At 37.0% G+C, this 17,329-nt stretch carries 14 protein-coding genes; 7 read left to right on the forward strand and 7 right to left on the reverse strand.

Annotated elements, in window-relative coordinates:
* Positions 1–8 precede the first annotated feature (8 nt).
* From EGH73_RS07635 to EGH73_RS07665, 7 genes are all read left to right on the forward strand, one after another.
* Positions 9–1,589: a RagB/SusD family nutrient uptake outer membrane protein gene (locus EGH73_RS07635; protein ID WP_123281346.1), complete on the forward strand. Its 1,581-nt coding sequence runs from the start codon at positions 9–11 to the stop codon at positions 1,587–1,589.
* Positions 1,590–1,609: 20 nt separating this feature from the next.
* Positions 1,610–2,623: a SusE domain-containing protein gene (locus EGH73_RS07640; protein ID WP_123281347.1), complete on the forward strand. Its 1,014-nt coding sequence runs from the start codon at positions 1,610–1,612 to the stop codon at positions 2,621–2,623.
* Positions 2,624–2,703: 80 nt separating this feature from the next.
* A complete protein-coding gene (locus tag EGH73_RS07645) occupies positions 2,704–4,860 on the forward strand; it encodes a glycoside hydrolase family 97 protein (RefSeq protein ID WP_123281348.1) in 2,157 nt (718 codons plus the stop codon).
* Positions 4,861–5,098: 238 nt separating this feature from the next.
* Positions 5,099–6,946, forward strand: a complete 1,848-nt coding sequence (locus EGH73_RS07650; RefSeq protein ID WP_123281349.1) for a glycoside hydrolase family 13 protein — start codon at positions 5,099–5,101, stop codon at positions 6,944–6,946.
* A gap of 203 nt (positions 6,947–7,149) precedes the next feature.
* On the forward strand, positions 7,150–7,623 hold the full coding sequence (locus EGH73_RS07655) for a DUF1572 family protein (RefSeq protein WP_123281350.1): 474 nt from the start codon (positions 7,150–7,152) through the stop codon (positions 7,621–7,623).
* Positions 7,624–7,630: 7 nt separating this feature from the next.
* The gene (locus EGH73_RS07660; protein ID WP_123281351.1) at positions 7,631–8,146 is read left to right on the forward strand and encodes a nuclear transport factor 2 family protein; all 516 of its coding nucleotides are present in this window, start codon (positions 7,631–7,633) and stop codon (positions 8,144–8,146) included.
* Positions 8,147–8,226: 80 nt separating this feature from the next.
* Positions 8,227–9,606, forward strand: coding sequence for an MFS transporter (locus EGH73_RS07665; RefSeq protein ID WP_089768669.1), 1,380 nt, complete (start codon positions 8,227–8,229; stop codon positions 9,604–9,606).
* Between the two features lie 226 nt (positions 9,607–9,832).
* Here the strand turns inward: EGH73_RS07665 and EGH73_RS14295 are convergent, their stop codons facing one another.
* The 7 genes from EGH73_RS14295 to kdpB form a co-directional block, all read right to left on the reverse strand.
* The gene (locus EGH73_RS14295; RefSeq protein ID WP_262605832.1) at positions 9,833–9,958 is read right to left on the reverse strand and encodes a hypothetical protein; all 126 of its coding nucleotides are present in this window, start codon (positions 9,956–9,958) and stop codon (positions 9,833–9,835) included.
* 71 nt (positions 9,959–10,029) lie between these two features.
* The gene (locus EGH73_RS07670; protein ID WP_123281352.1) at positions 10,030–10,518 is read right to left on the reverse strand and encodes a hypothetical protein; all 489 of its coding nucleotides are present in this window, start codon (positions 10,516–10,518) and stop codon (positions 10,030–10,032) included.
* Between the two features lie 76 nt (positions 10,519–10,594).
* Positions 10,595–12,325 (reverse strand): ATP-binding protein, encoded by a 1,731-nt coding sequence (locus EGH73_RS07675; protein WP_123281353.1) that lies wholly within the window; start codon positions 12,323–12,325, stop codon positions 10,595–10,597.
* The gene (locus tag EGH73_RS07680) at positions 12,325–13,446 is read right to left on the reverse strand and encodes a sensor protein KdpD (protein ID WP_123281354.1); all 1,122 of its coding nucleotides are present in this window, start codon (positions 13,444–13,446) and stop codon (positions 12,325–12,327) included. Before EGH73_RS07680 ends, EGH73_RS07675 begins: the two co-directional genes overlap by 1 nt.
* Before the next feature lie 79 nt (positions 13,447–13,525).
* Positions 13,526–14,614 (reverse strand): porin, encoded by a 1,089-nt coding sequence (locus EGH73_RS07685; protein WP_123281355.1) that lies wholly within the window; start codon positions 14,612–14,614, stop codon positions 13,526–13,528.
* A 15-nt stretch (positions 14,615–14,629) separates the two neighbouring features.
* Positions 14,630–15,190: a K(+)-transporting ATPase subunit C gene (locus EGH73_RS07690; RefSeq protein WP_123281356.1), complete on the reverse strand. Its 561-nt coding sequence runs from the start codon at positions 15,188–15,190 to the stop codon at positions 14,630–14,632.
* Between the two features lie 112 nt (positions 15,191–15,302).
* Positions 15,303–17,324 carry a potassium-transporting ATPase subunit KdpB gene (kdpB, locus tag EGH73_RS07695; protein ID WP_184808083.1) on the reverse strand — a complete coding sequence of 674 codons (2,022 nt, stop codon included), beginning with the start codon at positions 17,322–17,324 and terminating at the stop codon, positions 15,303–15,305.
* Between the last annotated feature and the right edge of the window lie 5 nt (positions 17,325–17,329).

Here is a 17,329-nt window from a genome sequence, read left to right on the forward strand (position 1 = left end):
AAAAAATCATGAAATTTAAAAATATATTAACAATAAGTATAGCAGCATCATTATTTCTTGCCTCTTGTGAAAAAGATTTAGATCGTATGCCGGAGACAGAAGTTACTTCAGCATCTGTATATTCTAATTTTAGTAATTATAAAGGTGTTTTAGCGAAAATCTATGCTGGTCTTGCGATGAGTGGGCAAGAAGGTGGTGATGGTAATGCCGACATTGGAGGTATTGACGGAGGAACTTCGAATTATTTGAGACAATTATTCCAATTGCAAGAGCTACCAACTGATGAAGCAATTATTGCTTGGTCGGATTCGGGGCTTCCAGATATTCATAATATGAATTGGGCTGCCAATAATCAATACGTAACAGCTCTTTATTATAGAATCTATTATCAGATTGCTATGGCTAATGAATTCATAAGAGAAACTCAAGATGATAAATTATCCTCTAGAAATATCACAGGAATAGACGCTGATGAAGCTAGGTTGTATAGAAATGAAGCTCGTTTTATGAGAGCTTTAAGTTATTCGCACGCCATTGATCTGTTTGGTAACGGCCCTTTCGTAACTGAAAAAAATGATGTAGGTGTAACGGCTCCTCCAAGAATTGAGCGTAAAGAACTTTTCCAGTATGTAGAGTCTGAGCTAAAAGACCTTGAAGGACTCTTAAAAGATCCCAGAACTAATGAATACGGTAGAGCGGACAAGGGTGCTGTTTACATGTTATTAGCAAAATTATATTTAAATGCAGAAGTTTACACCGGACAAAATAGATATAAAGATGCATTGCTGTATGCTGAAAAAGTAATTAATTCAGGCTATTCTCTTAAAAGTAATTATAATGAGCTTTTCTTAGCAGATAACAATTTGGAAAATAACGAAGTTATTTTCTCTGTTAATTTTGATGGCACACATACTAGGACTTATGGTGGAACAACGTTTATTATTCATGCTTCCACGGGAGGTTCTATGAAAGCCGCTGATTTTGGCATCAATAGTGGTTGGGGCGGAATTAGAAGTACTAAAAATCTAGTAAATCTTTTTCCTTCTACAGATGGTTCTATAGATAAAAGAGGTGTTTTTCATACAGATGGGCAAAATTTGGAGATTAATGCAATAGGGGCTTTTACAGATGGTTATCCACTTATCAAATTTAAAAATATAACAAAATCTGGAGCTGCTGGCTCGGATACAGGAGGTGATTTTGTGGATACAGATTTTCCTTTGTTCCGTTTAGCAGATGCTTATTTGATTTATGCTGAGGCGGTTCTAAGAGGTGGCGGAGGCAATATGTCTACTGCTCTGCAATATGTCAATGCTTTAAGAACTAGAGCTTATGGTAATACAAGTGGCAATGTAACGTCTATTAACTTGGATTTTATTTTAGATGAAAGAGCAAGGGAATTAGCTTGGGAAGCAACAAGAAGAACGGATCTTATTCGTTTTGGTAAATTTACATCAGGTTCTTATTTGTGGCCCTTCAAAGGAGGAGTTCAGGATGGACGTGCTGTTGAAGATTATAGAAAACTTTATCCTATTCCAACTAATGATTTGATTGCTAATCCTAACTTAGTTCAAAATCAAGGCTACTAATTTTTTAAAGTTAAATCAAAATGAAAAATATATTTAAATTTTTATTTGTAAGTTTTATAGCTTCTTTATTATTTTCTTGTGAAAAAGATGAAGATAGAGCTGTTATAGGAAATGTAACAGAAGGATTGCTCAGATCAGATAAGACAGATTTGACTCTTGCACAAGAGAATGCAGATCAAACAGCGGTAACATTCTCTTGGGATGATCCAAGCTATGGTCCGAAATTAGCATTATCCAATCAATTAGAAATTGCTTTAGAAGGAACTGATTTCCAAAATGCAAAAGCTGTTGACCTTGCTGCTGGGTCATCATCAATATCTTATACAGTACAGGACTTCAATGCATTACTATTAAATGCCGGGGCTACCGCAGGAGAAACTGCAAAATTTGAGCTGCGTTTAAAATCATCTGCTGGAGCTTCTATTCCTGAGACATACTCTCCAGTAATTAAAATGACGGTCAAAACATATGCATTAATATCTTATTTATATGTTCCGGGTGCGTACCAACAATGGAATCCTGCTACGGCTAATACTCTCGTTTCGGCAACCAGTAATGGTATATATGTGACTTATATTAATTTTACTGAAGCTGGTTCAGAATTTAAAATCACAGTAGAGAGAAACTGGGATAATAGTTATGGTACCAACGATAATGTTAATTTGATATATAACGGAGGAGGAAATATGAAGGCGGCAAATGCAGGTCCTCAGAAATTATCTGTTAATTTAAATACGAAAAAATTTACATTAATACCTTATTCAATGGGACTTGTAGGGGATGCTACCGCTAATGGTTGGAATGGTCCAGACACTAGAATGAGTTGGGATGATGCTAATCTGTCTTGGAGTATTACTACCAGCTTAGCTGCAGGAAATTTCAAATTCAGAGTTAATAATGATTGGTCAGAAAATTATGGAGGTTCAAATGGTAGTGCGTCTTCTGGAGGAGATAATATAGCTGTTGCAGAAGCGGGAACTTACAAAATAACATTTGATCCATTTAAGTTATCTTATACTGTAACCAAACAGTGATCAAATAAAAAATCATAAGAAGTGTTGCGGTTTCGCAGCACTTTTTTTATATTGTAACACATATATAAACCTTAGAAAAAATGAAAAAAATCACCATTGGAGCAGCTTTGCTTACTATGATGTTTAACGGAGTTTATGCTCAAAGTCTAAAGTCTCCGGACGGAAAATTCGAGATGAATTTCCAATTGAAAAACGGAGTCCCTTTTTATAATCTGAAATATAACGGAAAGGTAGTTGTAGAGGATTCTAAATTAGGATTAAGATTGTTCAAAGATTCTTCTATCAAGTTCGCTTCCGAAATTGCAAAACCGGAAGATGCAAGTTTTGACCTTAATAACGGCTTTACAAAAACAGCGGAGAAAAGAGATTCTAAAAACGAAACTTGGCAACCAATTCTTGGAGAAAAGAAAAACTATATCAACAATTACAACGAGTTAGCACTGACGCTGAATCAAACTTCTTCTGACAGAAGCATCGTTGTGAAATTCAGATTGTTCAATGATGGATTAGGATTCAGATATGAGTTCCCTCAACAAAAAAATCTTAATTATTTCGTCATCAGAGAAGAAGATTCTGAGATTGATTTCCCAACCGATATGAAAGCTTGGTGGATTGTTGCCGATTATGATTCTCAGGAATATCAATACCAAACCACAAAGATTTCCGAAATTCCGACTCAATGGTCAAAAGCTTTTGATTCTAATGCTTCTCAAACACTTGTGAAAAATGCAGTTCAGTCACCTTTGATGCTCAAAAAAGAAGGTAAAGAACCATTGTATGTTAACGTTGGTGAAGCGGCAGTTCTAGATTATCCGGCTTCTCATCTGGAAGTTGATGCTCAGAATTTCAAATTCAAAACGCATTTAACAGCTGACAGACAAGGCGCAAAAGGTTATATCCAAACGCCTTCTGTTACACCTTGGAGAACTATCATCGTGTCGCCAAAAGCAGAAGAAGTAATGGATTCTAAAATGATGTTCAATCTGAACGAACCAACAAAATACACAGACACATCGTACATCAAACCTACAAAATATATGGGCGTTTGGTGGGAAATGATTATCGGAAAATCACAGTGGGCATATTCTACAGCAGAAAATGTTCACATCGGAAAAACTGATTTTTCAAAATTAACACCCAACGGAAAACACGCTGCTAACAATACAAAAGTTAAAGAATACATAGACTTTGCTTCGGCAAACGGTTTCCAAGGTTTGTTAATCGAAGGTTGGAACACAGGCTGGGAAGATTGGTTTGGACATTCCAAAGAATTTGTTTTCGACTTCATCACACCTTATCCGGATTTCGATATCAAAATGTTGAATGACTATGCACATTCAAAAGGTATCAATTTGATTATGCACCACGAGACTTCTGGCTCTGCAACCAACTACGAAAGATGGGCAGACGATGCATTCAAATTGATGAACAAATACGGTTACAAATCTGTGAAAACAGGTTATGTGGGCGACATTATTCCGAGAGGAGAGCACCATTATTCTCAGTGGACAATCAACCATTTCTACAGAATTGCAGAGAAAGCTAATGATTATAAAATTATGGTTAACTCTCACGAGTCTGTGCGTCCTGGTGGAGAAAGCAGAACCTATCCAAACTGGATTTCAGCAGAAGCAGCGCGTGGAACAGAGTATGAAGCGTTCGGTGGAAACAAGCCAGACCATCAAACGATTTTGCCTTTCACACGTTGGATGGGAGGTTCTATGGACTACACGCCAGGTATTTTCCAGACTAAGTTAGATTACTATTTCCCAGGCGATAAGCGTTTCGTTCAGACAACTTTGGCAAAACAATTAGGGCTTTATGTTGTGATGTATATGCCTTTGCAAATGGCGGCTGATTTACCGGAGAATTACGCGAAACATATGGATGCGTTCCAGTTCATCAAAGATGTAGCAGCAGATTGGGACGACACCAAGATTCTTTCTGCTGAACCGGGAGATTACATTCATACCGCAAGAAAAGCTAAAGGTACAGATAATTGGTTTGTAGGTGGGATTACCGATGAAAATCCAAGAGATTTTACAGTCGATTTTTCCTTCCTGGATAAGGGTAGAAAATACGAAGCTACCATCTATGCCGATGGAAAAGACGCTGACTATATCAATAATCCACAAAGCTATCAGATTTATAAAAAAACGGTAGACAGTAAAACCAAACTTCCAATTCACTTGGTTAGAAGTGGTGGTTATGCCATATCTCTAAAACCAATAAAATAAAAAATCTCCCCTGACGCGAAGGGGAGATTTTCGAACTTTTTCAGAAAACTTGTTCGTTAATTGTTTAGGAGCTTAATCCCGCTATCCGCTATCTCTCTTCCTTTTTTTTTTAAAAAAGAAAGAGGATGCCGCTACTATCGGGGCTATGGGTTTCTACATTAATCAAAACTTTGTCAACCAAAGATTCGGCGCAGCCAAAGTTTAAACCGTTGACAAAGTTTTTCAAAAATTCAATACTATGAAAAAAATATTCACGATTTCTTCCATCATATTTTCTTCTATTTTCTATTCTCAAGTACAGAAAGTAGAGCCTGCTTTTTGGTGGAGTGGAATGAAAAATCCTGAACTACAATTGCTAGTTTACGGAAAAGACATCCAAAATCTTCAACCCGAATTCTCAAACGGAATAAAAATCAAAGAAGTTAAAAAAGTTGAGAACCCGAATTACCTTTTCGTAACAATCGACACCAACGGAGTTCAGCCACAAAAAGCAAAACTGAATTTCAAAAATGGAAACAAAACCGTAAAAACCATCCATTACGAATTCAAACAAAGACAACAAAACTCGGCGAACAGAGATTCTTACACCTCTTCGGATGTAATGTATCTGATAATGCCGGATCGTTTTGCCAACGGAAATCCAAAAAATGACAATACTCCCGACACAACTGAAAAAGCAGACCGAACCAAAACTGGCGGACGTCACGGTGGTGATATTGCCGGAATCGTCAAGAACTTGGATTATCTTCAGGAATTGGGCGTTACAACGATTTGGAACACGCCGCTGCTGGAAGACAATGAGCCAAGTTATTCTTACCACGGTTATGCACAAAGCGATTACTACAAAATAGACCCGCGTTACGGAACCAACGATGATTACAAAAACCTGGCAGACGAACTTCATAAAAGAAAAATGAAACTGGTGATGGATTATGTAACCAATCATTGGGGTTCCAAAAGCTGGATCATCAAAGATTTGCCGTCGAAAGATTGGATTCATTATTGGGAAGGGCACGAAAATGGTTTCAAACGAAGTAATTATAAAATGACGACCCAATTTGACATCAACGCTGCAAAAGTTGATGCTGCAGATTGTATGGACGGTTGGTTTGATACCACAATGCCGGATATGAACCAAAGCAACCCGATGGTGGTCACTTATATGGCGCAGAATGCGATCTGGTGGATAGAATATGCAGGTTTGGACGGCTTCCGTGTGGATACTTATTCTTACAATGACAAAAAAGGCATTGCAGATTGGACAAAAAGAATCACTGACGAATATCCAAAATTCAATATCGTTGGAGAAGTCTGGATGCACGACCAAGCGCAGATGTCTTATTGGCAGAAGGATTCCAAAATTGCAGCGATAGAAGGTTACAATTCTCATCTTCCGTCTGTGATGGATTTTACGCTTCACGATGCGTTGGGTCAGGTTTTCCGCGAAGATTCCGGTTGGGATTCCGGTATGCAGAGGGTTTATGATAATTTTACGAATGATTTCCTTTATCCTGATATCAATAATATCTTGGTTTTTGCTGAGAATCACGATACAAACAGACTGAATCAAATCTATCCCAAAATAGAAGACTACAAACTGGCAATGAGTTTGATTCTGACGGTTCGTGGAATTCCGCAATTGTATTACGGTTCCGAAATCGGAATGGCTGGCGACAAAAACAACGGTGGCGATGGTGAAATCCGAAAAGATTTCCCTGGAGGTTGGGCTGGAGATGCAAATAATGCTTTTACAAAATCGGGTAGAACAGCTTCTCAAAACGAATATTTCGATTATACCAAAAAATTGTTGAACTGGAGAAAAACAAACGAAGCAGTTCACTCCGGAAAAACGTTGCATTACATCCCGAACAACAATGTTTATGTTTATTTCCGATATACAGATAGCAAAAGAGTAATGGTTGTAATTAATAACAACAAGGAAACTCAGAATCTGGATTTGAAGCGTTTTTCTGAAGGTTTGAAGAATTTTACAAAAGGAAAAGACATCATTTCTGATAAAGATTTTGATTTGAAAACTAATTTGTCTGTTCCTGCAAAATCTTCATTAATTTTAGAACTGAAATAATAAGAGATGTGAAAATTGCTCCTTTAGGAGCATAATCTGTGTAGAATATAATGTTGATTTGAAAAAGCAATCCGTAGGATTGCAATCTGAAATATCTTATTAGTTTAAAAATAGCGTTCCTACGGAACGCACTAATAATATTGATGTAGGTTCTACACAGATAAAACTCCTCCGGAGTTCGTCATAAAAAAATGATAATGATAATGAAAAACCAATTACAACTGGCCAATCGTTTTCGGGAAGTAATCCTGAACGGAATCTGGATTGCGAATACGAATTTCAAAGACCAGCTGGAAAATTTGGATTATAAAGTGGCTACGGCTAAGTTTCAGGATCTCAATACGATTTCTGTTCTTGCACAGCACATTCATTATTATATCAAAGGAATCAAAAATGTTTTGCTTGGCGGCGATTTGGAAATAAGAGATAAATTCAGTTTCGATTTTCCACCTATGGAATCTCAGCAGCAATGGGAAAATTTTCTGGACAATTTTTGGAAAGATTCTGAAGAATTTGCAGGACTCATAGAAACCTTGCCGGAAGAAAAACTCAATGCGGATTTTGCCAATGAAAAATACGGGACTTATATCAGAAATCTTGACGGAATGATAGAACATAGTTATTATCATCTCGGTCAGATTGTGCTAATCAAAAAAATTATAAACACTCAAAAATAATTTTAAAATGAAAAAAATAATTTCCATTTTCCTATTATCTTTTTTAATATTTTCAATTCCAGTTTCTGCTCAGAAAAAAGGCTTTTACGAAGGTGTTCAAAAGAAAAATGTCGGATTGGTTTTGGATAATCTTAATGAATATGCAGCAAAAGCAGATTTCAAAAATTATTTTGCTTTGTTTGCTGACGAATCTACTTATATCGGAACTGACGCTACAGAAGTTTGGGACAAAAAGCAATTTATGGATTATGCAAAACCACATTTTGACAAAGGACAAGGTTGGAATTTCAAATCATTAAAACGAAATATCTATTTCAGCAAAGACGGAAATTATGCTTGGTTTGATGAAGTTCTGGATACACAAATGAAAATCTGCAGAGGTTCCGGTGTTCTCGAAAAAATCGGCGGAAAATGGAAAATCAAACAGTACGTTCTTTCCGCAACCATCCCAAATGAAGTGATAGATGTAGTCACCAAAATCAAAACACCAATCGAGGATGCTCTTATCCAGAAATTAAAATAAAACTGTCTTGCTGAGCCTGTCGAAGCATAATTAATGATCAACTATCAATTATCGTTTATCACTTATAAATTAAAATATCTATGACAAAAAAAATAAAACCGAATCTTTCCATAGCTCAGATTATCAATATGAGTATGGGATTTTTAGGAATACAAATGGCGTTTGGTTTACAAAATGGAAATGCCAGTAGAATTTTGGCGAATCTTGGTGCAGACGTTCACGAACTCTCTTGGTTCTGGCTGGTTGCGCCTGTTACGGGATTAATTGTTCAGCCAATCATCGGGCATATGGGAGATAATACTTGGAGTCCGTTAGGAAGAAGAAAACCTTATTTTCTAATTGGAGCGGTCTTGTGCGCCATCGGATTGGTTTTACTTCCTAATGCTGCTTCTGTGACGCATCTTATCGCTGCCAATGTATTATTGCTTGCCGTGATTTTCTTAGCGATGATGGATGCTTCTATCAATGTGGCTATGGAACCTTTCCGTGCTTTGGTGGGCGATATGTTACCGAAACATCAGGGAACAATCGGGTTTTCCGTACAGACGATTTTGATAGGGATTGGTGCTGTAATCGGTTCTTATCTTCCGGATTGGCTGACCAAATTAGGAATCTCGAATGTTGCGCCAGAAGGATTTGTAGCTGATAACGTTATTTTCTCTTTCTATGTTGGTGCAGGATTTTTGATTCTAACCATTCTTTACACGATTTTCACAACCAAAGAATATTCACCGGAAGAATTTGCATCATTTGAGGACGGAAAAGAAGTTGCAGAACCGTCCAAATTTTCTGATATATTCAAGGATTTTGCTAACATTCCGACTCAGATGAAGAGATTAGGAATTGTTCAGTTCTTTTCTTGGTTTGCATTGTTTACGATGTGGGTTTTCACCACAAGTGCTTTGGCTACGCACCATTTCGGATTATCGCCGGACGATACACATTCCGAAGCGTTTAATAATGCAGGGGATTTGACAGGAAAATTATTCGGGATGTATAATCTTTGGGCAATTCCGTTTGCATTTTTATTAACACCAATTGCTAAATTCCTCGGCAAAAAACAGACGCACGCTTTGGCCTTATTAGCTGGAGGTTTCGGATTAATATCAATGTATTTTATAAAAGATACATCGTTGCTTTGGATCTCGATGATAGGATTGGGATTTGCTTGGGCAAGTATTTTAGCGATGCCTTATGCGATGTTAATAGAAGTCATTCCGCAAAGAAAAATGGGCGTTTATATGGGGATTTTCAATTTCTTCATCGTTATTCCTCAAATCATCAACGGGATTTTCGGTGGACCAATTGTCTCCAATATTTTTGGAAAAATGGCAATTGATTACGTTGTTGTCGGTGGAATCTGTATGTTGATTGGAGCTGTTGTAACAATGCTTTTTATCAAATCTGAGGACGAAACACCAAAAGAAATTGAAGAAGAAATCCAACAGGTTCATTTTTAATTGAATTGCCAGACTGAGCTTGTCAAAGTTTCTAAAATATTAAATCCACCAACTCGGCGGATTTTTTTGTGATTAAAAGTTTTATATCATTTTATCTTTGAAATTACTGTTTAGACAATGCGCCAGAGGTGCAATATCTGTGTAGAAAAAATGAACCTAACAGAGAGGAACTCCAGAGGAGTTCAATCTTATTGCAGTAAATTTAAAATATAAATGCCCTTAGAAGTTATCCCAGATTTTCGTTTAGATTCAGCTCATCTATCAGTTGGATGATTTTAAAAGAAGTTTTATCTTCTTCAAATACACCAAAAAGAAACCAGCGGTTGTTGTATTGTTTTAGATAATAATGCAAAATGATGAATGTTTTTTCTTGTTCAGAATTGAAATTTTTTAAGTGATAATAAGAGATTACCTATTAAGAATTTATGGATACAGCATATTGAGGAATTCCAGACCTTTCAGGAATTCATTGTCCTGGAAACTGATGATTTGCGAATTTTCTTTCTTTTCGGAAATTCCGGATTGTAGCTTGGTTTGCAAGGTAAAAACCCAGTCAAAACCCGGAAGATTACTGAGCCGGGAAAGCGTTTCCAAAGCCTCGTTCAAAGAGTTGCGTTCTGCCGGACTGAGCGGACTTTTTAGAATGGAAAACTCCGAATCAGAATAGCGGTAGAAAACTTTTTTGCCATCTTTATAGCTTTCTATGGGCGCATCATAACCGGCTTCGCTGCTCATAAAATCAATATCGTCAAAAATCTGACGTCTGGAAACTGTGGTTTCGGAAACATAATGATCGGTCAGGATTTTGGAGCAATAATCTATAAGATCCTGAATGAAAAATTTTTTATAAGCATTAGAAAAACATTGGTCCAAAGCTTTGTATCGGATTTGCGCATTTTTGTTCTGAGCCATCGTTTTTAGTTTTAACAAATCTACAAATCTGAATGGCTTTTTTGAGAATAATTATGACTTAATCAGAAAGATTGGTTTAAATCTGATTTTTCAACAAAAAACCAAATGTACTTCCTGCTCCATATTCACTTTTAACGGTAATTTCTCCACCTTGCGCTTCGATAAACTCTTTGCTGATGCTTAATCCCAAGCCTGTTCCTTCTTTTTTACTTCCGGGAACTCGGAAATAGCGGTCAAAGATTTTGGATAAATATTGAGGCGCAATTCCCTGTCCTGTATCGGTTACAGAAAACTGAATTTTATCTTCAATCTTTCTGACATTAATTTTAATATTCGAATTTTCATAAGAATAACGAATAGCGTTTGACAACAAATTATTAAGAACCCAAGCCGTTTTTTCGTTGTCAGCCAAAACTGTTGATAAGCCTTCTTCTACATCGATTTTGAAATGAATATGTTTTTGTTCAGCAGAAGATTTATTCGCTTCAACAGCATACTCAATTATTTTATGAATGCTTGACTCTTTCATATTCAGCTGGATAGCACCGCTTTCAACCTGAGTGATATTGAGTAATTCTCCAGTAATTTTCAATAAGCGGTTGGAGTCGTCTTTGATTCCGTTTACTAAGTTTTTTTGTTCACTATTCAAAGTTCCAATCTGATTGTTTTCCAGCAATTGCAATCCCATTTGGATGGAGGAAATCGGTGTTTTAAATTCGTGGGAAACTGTGCCTAAAAAATTGGTTTTTGCTAAATCTAATTCTTTAAAAGGTGTAATATTTCTCAACATAATCACCTGTCCAATAAAACGACTCTGTTGTTCTCCTGTCGGAACAATATTGATGTCAACAATCTCTTTTTCAAAATAACTTTCTTTCCCGTCGGCGTAGATTTTCATCGATTCTTTCTCCAGGTTTGACTTTTCTGAGACAATTACATCTTTGATAATATCTCTCACCAAATCATTTGCCACGGCAACATCCTGAATCAATTTTCCTACAAAATTTTCTTTTTTCAGTCCTGTAATTTTCAATGCTTCATCATTTACAAAAAGAACTTTCCGGTTTTCATCAATACCGATTACGGGGTCGTGCATATTGTCTATCAAAGTTTCAATCCGTTTTTTTCCTCTGATGATTTTATCGAGACGGCTTTCAGAATATTCCTGAAGTTTTTCCGCCATTGTGTTAAATGAATTTGCCAAATCTCCAAACTCGCTTCGACTTTCAAAATGTACCCGTTCTTTATAGTTTTGATTGGCAATCTGTTTGATACTTTCAGTGAGACTTTTGATTGGGTCAGCAATGTTTGAAGGAAGATTCACCATCAAAATAAAAGCAATAATAAAGCACACCATTCCCACTGAAGAAATCACAATAATCGCATTTTTTGCCGTTGAATCTGCCACTGTACTTTTATGTTCAATCGCGCTCATATTAACTTGCATCAACTCAGCGAGGTCTTTTCTGATAGAAGATTGAAGTCCGAGATTGGCAGAATCTTTTTTCAAAGCTTCGAAATGACCAGCAACATTATCCGTGGCTTCTCTTTCTCCAGGTTCGGTTACGTTTTTCTGTTGTTGTTTAAGGTGTTTTTCAAAAACACTGAAGGCTAATGGGTCAGAATTAATCTCCTCCAGAGCTAGCAGCATATTTCTGGAATATTGAAGCGTGTTATAATTATCTTTCAAAATGTTATTGGTATCTTTTTTAAGCTGATTGATATACCAGCCGCTTAAAACTGACAATACCAATATCATCATAAAAAGCAGACCGACACCTATATTGAGTTTAGTTTTTATTTTCATTATGACAAAATTACTAAGTCTATGTTTTCCTGAGATAATTTATTAAGTAAAGTATTGAAAGTATCTGTTGCCAAAATCACTTTCCATAAATTGAGATGTGGCTTTCCGATGCAAACTGTTGTGATTTTCCGTTCTTCACATTGCTCCATTATGGAGTGAGCAATTTTTGTATCTTCCACTTTGATGATTTCTGCGCCTAATTCTGTTGCCAGCTTAAAGTTATTAATCAAATGCCTTTGCTTATCCAAAGCAATCTTATCAGAACTCTCTCTCGGAATCTGAACATACAGAAGATACCACTGGCTGTTGTAATAATTGGCTAATCTTGCTGTTTTTCGGATAACGTTTTTTGCTGTTTTTTCGTTGGAGCTGATGCAGGCCAGAAATTTTTCTTTTTTGACGGATTTATGAATGGTTACTTCAGTTTCCACTTTTCTCGTCACCTGCGAAGCAACTTCTCTCAAAGCCAATTCACGAAGCTGGAGAATATTTTCAGATTTAAAAAAATTATTGAGCGCTGAATGGATTTTTGATTGGTCATAGATTTTTCCAGCTTTCAAACGGTTAATCAATTCATCGGAAGTCAAATCGATATTTACCACCTCATCTGCCTGAGCCAAAACATTATCGGGAATACGTTCCTGAACTTCGATATTGGTAATCATTTTCACATCTTCATTCAGACTTTCTATATGTTGAATATTCACAGCACTGATGACATTAATTCCAGAATCCAGAATATCCATCACATCCTGCCAGCGTTTTTCGTTTTTGCTTCCTTGGATGTTGGTATGAGCCAATTCATCCACAATTACAACCTCGGGGCGAAGATTAATCACCGCCTGAACGTCTAATTCTTCTAATTCTTTCCCTTTATAGAATAATTTTCTCCTTGGAATAATGGGAAGGCCATCCAGCAAAGCGTGCGTTTCTTTACGTTGATGAGTTTCGATGTATCCGATTGTCACATCAATTCCGCTTGTTAAAAGAGCGTGTGCTTCCTGCAACATACGATAGGTTTTTCCCACACCTGCGCTCATTCCGATGTAGATTTTGAATTTCCCTCTTCTCGATTTTTTGATGAGATTGAGAAAGTCCTGTGCAGAATTCTTTTCATCCATAACAGATTGTCTTATTCAAAGTTATTAAATACCCTGTCAAAATTTTTGACAAGGGATTTTTTTGCTAAATATGGAGATTTTAAAAACTTACTGCTAATGAAGTCACTGCCATTAAGTTGTTTGATTTCAAATTATTATCTCTATTGATAAAGATGTCATCTTTACTGCTTAGATTCTTAAGTTCTGTTCTCCAAACGAGATTCGGAAGAATCCGGTAATCTGCGTTTACAGAATAGCCAAACGTTTTAAATCCGTCGGCTGTTCCTGTTGCAATCATTACGCCTTTTTCATCGCTGTAATATTCGCCTCTTGCTGCAATGCTGAATTTCTCTGTCGGATAATATTTAGCAATTACAACCGGAGAATACCAAATATTATACTGGTCGCTTCCTTTTGCTTTTTGCTCTGCACCGATATCGAAACCTGTAATCAAAGCAAACTTTTTACTGATTTGGAAACTTCCGTACAAGTTGTGGAAATATCTCATTTGTCTGATGCTGTCCGGTTTATCGTTTCCGATGAAAGAACTGCTGTTTAAAGTGATTTTTTCTGAAGGTTTATAAGTCAACTGATGACCGAAAGCAACTGTAGAGTTTCCGTCTAATCGCTGAATTCTTTGCCAACCGTTTAGAACTAAACCGCTCAAAAACCACTTTCCGCTGTCGCTGGTGTAAGAGATTTTGGCACCGCTTTCAAAATAAGGCGAGTTGTCTGCCAACATACTTCTTGTCAAAGTAAAGCAATCTTTGCTGATGGCACTTTCAAAACCGATGTGTGATGGCATTACACCAGCATCAATCCAGAGATTTTTGTTTTTTGATATTTTTACCCCAACATTGGCTTCATAAACATTTTTCAAAACTCCAGGTTCTGCGGCGTAGTTTGAATTCATATAAGTTCCTACTCCCAATGCTATATTAGCTCTTAATCTTTCCGTTTCGTAGTTTGCCTTTACAAATCCCAAATTAAGGTTCACCTCATTGTTTCTGTTGTGGCTGTACACAAATCCGGGTCTTGTATTGTTCTCAGGATTATTAAAATCGTACTGATAATACACTTCTGCATAACCAGAGATTTTTAAAGGATTTTTAGTTTCAGTTTCTTCCTGAGCGTGCAGTGTAGAAACTGCTCCAAGCATAAAAAATGCAAGCAATGATAATTTCTTCATTTCTAATTATATAATTTACTTCAAACCGTCTAATGCGATATTAAGTTTTAAAACATTGATTTTTTCGGTTCCGAACATTCCAAGAAAAGGAGATTCGACACTTTTTTCGATAAGTGAATTGACTGTGCTGATGTCGACTTTTCTGATGTCAGCAATTCTTTGAGCCTGAACTTTAGCCGCTTGAACAGAGATATTCGGGTCGAGGCCAGCTCCACTGGCAGTTACAATATCTGAAGGAATATCCGATTTTTTAACTGTCGGATTGTGCTTCATAAAGTTCTCTATTCTTCCTTCAACTTCTTTCAGGTAATCAGGATTTGAAGGTCCTTTGTTGCTGCCTCCCGCTCCTGCTGCATTATAATCTACAGCTGAAGGACGTGACCAGAAATATTCGTCTTTGTCAAATTTTTGTCCAACATTGGCGTAGAATTTCTTACCGTTGTGTTCGATGATTTCTCCTTTTCCATTATTAGGAGCAGCCTGTGCAATTCCGAAAATGAAAAGCGTGTAGAATCCTGAAAAAAAAACTGCACAGAACAATGTTAATCTGATGGCTGGTAATATATTTTGTTTCATTTTTTTAATTTTTAAAGGTAAATAAAAAGCGGATGAGGAAATTGGATACAGTCCAAAGTTTTTTGAGATTACTTTTACACCAACTTCTTTACTCTTTCCCTTGTTTAATAATTTAAATAAATACTGATACGATTAAGTCTATGATCTTGATACCGATGAATGGAATTAAAACTCCTCCTAAACCATAAATCAAAAGGTTTCTTCTGAGAAGTGCACTCGCACCGATCGGTTTGTAAGCCACACCTTTCAAAGCTAACGGAATCAACATCGGGATCACGATTGCGTTGAAAATGACCGCTGAAAGGATCGCTGATTCCGGGGAATGAAGTCCCATAATATTTAGTCCTTGCAATGCCGGAATTGAAGCAATAAATAATGCTGGGACAATTGCAAAATATTTAGCTACGTCATTCGCAATACTGAAGGTTGTCAACGTTCCACGAGTCATTAATAACTGTTTTCCGATTTCCACTACTTCAATCAGTTTGGTTGGGTCATTATCCAAATCCACCATATTTCCGGCTTCTTTTGCGGCCTGAGTTCCGCTGTTCATTGCAACTCCTACATCTGCCTGAGCAAGAGCCGGCGCATCATTGGTTCCGTCTCCCATCATCGCCACTAATCTACCTTCAGACTGTTCTTTTTTGATGTAGTTCATTTTATCTTCAGGTTTGGCTTCTGCGATAAAGTCATCAACTCCAGCTTTTTCGGCAATGAATTTTGCAGTCAATGGGTTATCTCCTGTTACCATTACGGTTTTAATACCCATTTTTCTCAATCGGTCAAAACGCTCTTTGATTCCAGGTTTGATAATATCCTGTAATTCTATAACCCCAAGTGCTTTTTCATTTTCTGAAACCACGAGCGGCGTACCACCGTTTTGCGAAATTTCTCTGACTCTCTCTGCAACTTCGGGTGGGAAAGTATTGCCCGCATTTGTAACAATATTTTTAATTGCGTCAGTTGCACCTTTTCTAATTCGTGTGTTTTCATAATCAATACCTGAGCTTCTGGTTTCTGCCGTAAACGTGATGAATTCAGGATTTTTCACTTCATAACTCAGAGGATTAATTCCTGCCAATTCAATAATTGATTTCCCCTCAGGTGTTTCATCAGCCATAGAGCTTAGGACAGCTGCTTTTATTAGAGCTCTTTCATCCACCCCATTTGCCGGATAAAAATTTGTCGCTTTTCTGTTTCCGATGGTAATTGTTCCGGTTTTATCCAATAATAAAACATCAATATCACCCGCAGTTTCCACTGCTTTACCACTTTTAGTAATCACGTTGGCTCTTAAAGCTCTGTCCATTCCCGCAATACCGATGGCTGATAACAGACCACCAATCGTAGTTGGAATAAGACAAACAAATAGTGAGATGAATGCTGCAATGGTAATTGGTGTTTTGGCGTAATCACCGAATGGTTTTAATGTCACAGTAACAATGATAAATACTAAGGTAAATCCTGCCAATAAAATGGTTAAAGCAATTTCATTCGGTGTTTTCTGTCTTGATGCACCTTCTACCAAAGCAATCATTTTATCAAGAAAGCTTTCTCCCGGTTCCGTCGTTACTTTCACTTTTATTTTATCAGAAAGAACTTTTGTACCTCCTGTTACACTGCTTTTATCACCACCGGCTTCACGGATGACGGGAGCAGATTCTCCGGTGATGGCGCTTTCGTCAATCGTTGCCAAACCTTCGATAATTTCGCCATCGGACGGAATGATATCTCCTGTTTCACAAACAAAGACATCTCCTTTTCTTAGTTGGTTGGATGGCACTATTTTAACTTCATTACTTGAAGTCAGCATTTTTGCAGGTGTTTCTTCTCTTGTTTTTCTCAAAGAATCTGCCTGAGCTTTACCTCTTGCTTCGGCAATAGCTTCGGCGAAGTTGGCGAAAAGTAAAGTGATGAATAATATAAATGTTACAATAATATTATAGATCAAACTTCCCTGACTTTGCTCACCCATTGCAATCCACAGACAAACACCTGCCATTACCAAAGTCCCTATGTACACCATAAACATCACCGGATTTCGGAACATCTTTGCCGGGTGCAGTTTTATAAATGATTGTTTCAGCGCTTCATTGACTAATTCTGCCTGAAACAAGTTGTTATTTCCTTTCATTATAA

Origin of the sequence: Epilithonimonas hominis (genome assembly GCF_003730015.1) — a bacterium.
Taxonomy (GTDB): domain Bacteria; phylum Bacteroidota; class Bacteroidia; order Flavobacteriales; family Weeksellaceae; genus Epilithonimonas; species Epilithonimonas hominis.